The sequence below is a fragment of the Methylobacterium sp. J-026 genome, assembly GCF_022829585.1.
Taxonomy (GTDB): Bacteria; Pseudomonadota; Alphaproteobacteria; order Rhizobiales; family Beijerinckiaceae; genus Methylobacterium.
Window position 1 is genome coordinate 1 of the sequence record NZ_JAKSYC010000298.1, and the last position, 3,801, is coordinate 3,801.

The following is a 3,801-nucleotide window of genomic DNA, read 5'->3' on the forward strand; positions in this document are numbered from 1 at the left end:
CCCGCCATCGACCGGCAAGCACCTCACCTTCCAGGTCGAGGCGCCGCACGGTACGCCGACCAGCGACATCGTCGCCTTCTTGCGGAAGCGTGGCCACGCCATCCACGAGGGTGACGACGTGTTCGTCATGAACGTCGGCGCCTACGGGATGACTGAGGGCGATGCGACGCGGGACCTGTCGCCCGCCCTTCTGACGGAGGAAGAGCGCGCGGCGGCCCCGCCGGCTGGACGGTGGCCGAAGGGCTGCGAGTGGTTCACCTTCAAGCTCGACAGCCCGGGGCTGCACGCATGAGCCTGCGCCTTGCCAAGCGGGTCGCCCGCCTTGAGCAGTGGCAGGCCACGGCGCGGAGCGATAGCTACGCCATGCCGCCCGGTCTCTATGAGACCTTGCTGTGCGACGCGGTCCAGCACCTCAGCGACTACCCGAACAGCGAGGCCGACACCCTGAACGACGGGCTCGCCCGCCTCTTGGGCTACAGCGACCTCGCCGAGGCCGATGCTGCCACCGAGACGGCCCCCGAGCTGCGGCGCTCTACGGTTGCCGAGGCTCGGCGTCGCCGACTTTCTGATGGAGTCGGTTGATAGCGCCTGCATGCCTGATCACGATCCGGTGTCAGCCGACCGCCAGACACCAAGCGGCAAAGGTTTCTGATATCAGCCTAATTTCGTGTCGGTGACCCGTTTCTGATCAAGCGCCCGCACCGGCTCGTACTGCATGCCGCGATGCGCAACGCCTGCCGTGTGCGTCACCCGATGGCGTCGCAGCTCAGAGGTGAAGCGGTGACAAGGTGGCCGTAGACGATGAACCTGCGGAACATCCAGTACCCTTTCCTGTTCGAAGTTCCTGTCTTGAAGCATATGGCCGGCTTCGCTGGCCTGCTGAAGCGCGATCCGCGCGGTTGGCCATCGGACAGGCCGGTCGTCGGGATGTTCCTCTGCCTCGACCCGCTGATCTTCTGCTGCCAACCACAGCCGCGACCGTTCGGAGTGGCACATCACTTGGCTACTCGGTTTCCGGACGAAACGTTCGTCTTCTTGGTACCGATTACGATGAGCTTAGAGCGCAGGGTGAACGCGCTCGCACTGGCCGCTCAGCACCGCCGGTTCCAGAAGACGCATCCGCGTGCGAGCCTCATCATCTTAGCCAACACTCGCGACGAGGAGAGGCTGCTGCGACGGCTCGGAGTCGACGTGCGGTATGCCCCGCAGAACATGTTCGTCGACGAGGGCATGTACCACCCAATCCCGGGGCGCGAGCGGCGGTTCGATGCGATCTATAACGCTCAGCTTGCCCCCTTCAAACGGCATGAGCTCGCGCGTACTTTGCCGAGCTGCGCCTACGTGACGAAGATGTTCACCACGTGGTCGCCGCAGCTGAAGCGGCAGCATCTGGGCAAGTTTGTTTGCAGCCTTCCGTACAACCACGTGATCCTGAACGACGTGACCGCGGATGACGTCGTCCCCATGGACCACGTGAAGGTGAACCGGGCGATGGCGTCGGCTCACGTCGGCCTGTGCCTGTCCGGGCTTGAGGGCGCGATGTACGCGAGCATCGAGTACCTGCTGGCTGGGTTGCCGGTGGTATCGACGCGTAGCCGAGGCGGGCGCGACGTCTTCTTCCACCCGGACACGACCCTGATCGTGGACGACGACCCGCGCGCCGTACAGGATGGCGTCGTGGCGATGAAGGCGCGTGCGCTACCCCCGGACTACGTGCGCGCCACGACACTGCGCCTGATCGCTGAGGAGCGTGCGCACTTCAATGTCTTCATCGACGGTCTGCGGGGGCGGCAGGTCGACCGCACGGACCCCCGGTGGTCGTTTGAGTACGCACACAAACTCGCTCGGTTCGGCTCCATATCCGAGTTCGAGGCACTGGTTCGCGCGCGTTGAAGCCCTCTGCTCCTACATGTCCTGGAACCGCGCCGAGCTTTCGGTCGGAGCCCCCCGCGGCTCACACGATCCGGGGCGGGGCGTCGGCGGTGAGACGGCCGACCGGGCGCCAAACGTTCTTGCGTAGCCCAAGTTGTTCCAGCCGGTCGAGCAGCCACCATCCGATCCGGGTTCGCCAGCGGGCCAGACCGGTGAGCGACCAGATGTCGACGCCGGCCAGGGGCAGGAACGGGTTGTGCCGATCGTAGGCCCACACCTCAATGCGCACTGCCGGCCGCAGCGACGGCCCGCGGGCATGGAAGCCCACCGTGTCGCCCACCACCAGCGTGTTGCCCGGGACCGCGAAGGCCACCGGGTCGGGATAACCCATCCGCTTCAGCTCTGCCGGAGTCGCCCGGAACGAGCCTCGCCCGCTGAGGCGGTCGCGGCCGCTCGCCGCGTTGATGGCAGTACGGCGCTCCCAGGCGAGCCGTCGCTTGGTGAGGCGGTGCGAGCCCGGCACGTAGGTGAACGGCCCCTCGTCGGCGGCGACGTCGGTGAGGAATAACCACGCCTTCATGGTGGGGTGGAAGGTGTCGATGTGGAAGTTGGTCTGCGGGTCCGGGGGCGCGTCGGTGACATGTGACAGGATCGTCTGCACGGTCAGGATCGGCTCGCAGTTGAAACTCGCCACGTAGCGCAGGAGGTTCCGCCACTCTGGCAGGGCCAAAAGCCTGCGCATCGCCGGCATGCGCGTGAGCGTCCCGGGGTCGAGCGGGATGCGGCGGGTAACAGTGTCGCCCTGGATCTGCTCCCTGCCCTGTGCGGTGATGTTGGTCACCTCGGTGTAGACGGCCCGGTGCAGATCGGCGGCCATGAAGTCGGCGCGCCGGATGAAGCCGTCGCGGGCGAAGTCGGTCCGGTCTTGTGCGCTCACCAGGTGGGCGAGCTGGCGGCGGCGCAAGGCCGCCATGGCGTGGGCGAGCCGGACGCGCATCGTGTGCAGGCCAGCCCGGTTGAGCCGCTCCGAGCCGAGGATGGGATTGTCGACGAAGGATTTCGCTCCGGTCGCGAGCTGGGCCACCCAGAGCGGCGACTTGAGGGTGTTTCGTAGGAGCTGAGTGATCGCCATATTTGCTGACCCGAGGCGGAGTGAGCCAGCTCCCCCGTAGCCAGCACCAGCATCCGATCGATGAGTCGAGGCCAAATTTTGGCTAACAACCTTTTTAGTGGTAGAAATATTCACATTTGCGCGAGCGAAACGGCGTTAGTAGTTGCGCGTTGCCTGATAACCACAACCGGCATAGCAACAGATTTTAAAACTCGTAGTTCGTGTCATGCCGTTTATAGAAACTCGCTTCCCGAGCGCCCCTTGAAGGCGTTGACGCGCTTACCTTCCCGCATCGTCACGCACCCACCAACAGAATTGACGGCTTCGACCCAAGGGCGTCGCTTGCTAGGGCTCGGAAGCGTATCGAGGAAGCGACTGCAGGCGGCGGCAAGTGCGTCGCTGGACTCGGTCGGCATGACGGTCAGCAGCTCGTGCATCAACCCGGCCAGTACAGCCTCATGCCCAGCCGAGAGGATGCCGTACTCGACCGGTTTATGCCTCAGGATTGAGACGACGTTCTCAGCGATGGCGCGAGCCTTGCTCTCATGATCGCGGCACATCACCCGAACCTATAAGAACCCGCTTCCCGAGTGCCCCTTGAACGCGTTCGCCCGCTGGATGTAGCCGATCACGGTCCGCGGGTCCCGGTGGCTTAGACAATCATCTTTCCCTTATGGCCGCGGTCTTGTCGCCTCGGAGCGCCCGATCCCGGGCTGCCAGGCAGGCGATCCAACCCCCCATCGAGGAGCCGACCAGGATCGGCGCTGCCTCGACATGGGCGCCGAGCACCGCCTGCGCGTCCTCCAGCCACGACGTGA

Annotated in this window: 5 protein-coding genes and 1 pseudogene; 3 read left to right on the forward strand and 3 right to left on the reverse strand. The window is 65.1% G+C overall.

The annotated features are described in order from the left end of the window. From MKK69_RS25475 to MKK69_RS25485, 3 genes are all read left to right on the forward strand, one after another. On the forward strand, positions 1 to 292 hold a 292-nt coding region (locus MKK69_RS25475), incomplete at its 5' end, for a hypothetical protein (RefSeq protein ID WP_243972577.1). Beyond that, the gene (locus MKK69_RS25480; protein WP_243972578.1) at positions 289 to 582 is read left to right on the forward strand and encodes a hypothetical protein; all 294 of its coding nucleotides are present in this window, start codon (positions 289 to 291) and stop codon (positions 580 to 582) included. The genes MKK69_RS25475 and MKK69_RS25480, both read left to right, overlap by 4 nt. 219 nt (positions 583 to 801) lie before the next feature. Then, complete coding sequence (locus MKK69_RS25485) at positions 802 to 1,893, forward strand: glycosyltransferase (protein ID WP_243972580.1); 1,092 nt, start codon at positions 802 to 804, stop codon at positions 1,891 to 1,893. A 61-nt stretch (positions 1,894 to 1,954) separates the two neighbouring features. On the opposite strand, the gene MKK69_RS25490 is transcribed toward MKK69_RS25485, so the two are convergent. The 3 genes and pseudogenes from MKK69_RS25490 to MKK69_RS25500 all read right to left on the reverse strand — a co-directional run. After that, positions 1,955 to 3,004, reverse strand: coding sequence for a phytanoyl-CoA dioxygenase family protein (locus tag MKK69_RS25490; protein WP_243972581.1), 1,050 nt, complete (start codon positions 3,002 to 3,004; stop codon positions 1,955 to 1,957). A gap of 212 nt (positions 3,005 to 3,216) precedes the next feature. Then, on the reverse strand, positions 3,217 to 3,543 hold the full coding sequence (locus MKK69_RS25495; protein WP_243972582.1) for a hypothetical protein: 327 nt from the start codon (positions 3,541 to 3,543) through the stop codon (positions 3,217 to 3,219). A 130-nt stretch (positions 3,544 to 3,673) separates the two neighbouring features. Continuing rightward, a pseudogene (locus tag MKK69_RS25500) lies at positions 3,674 to 3,801 on the reverse strand (alpha/beta hydrolase); the annotation flags it as partial.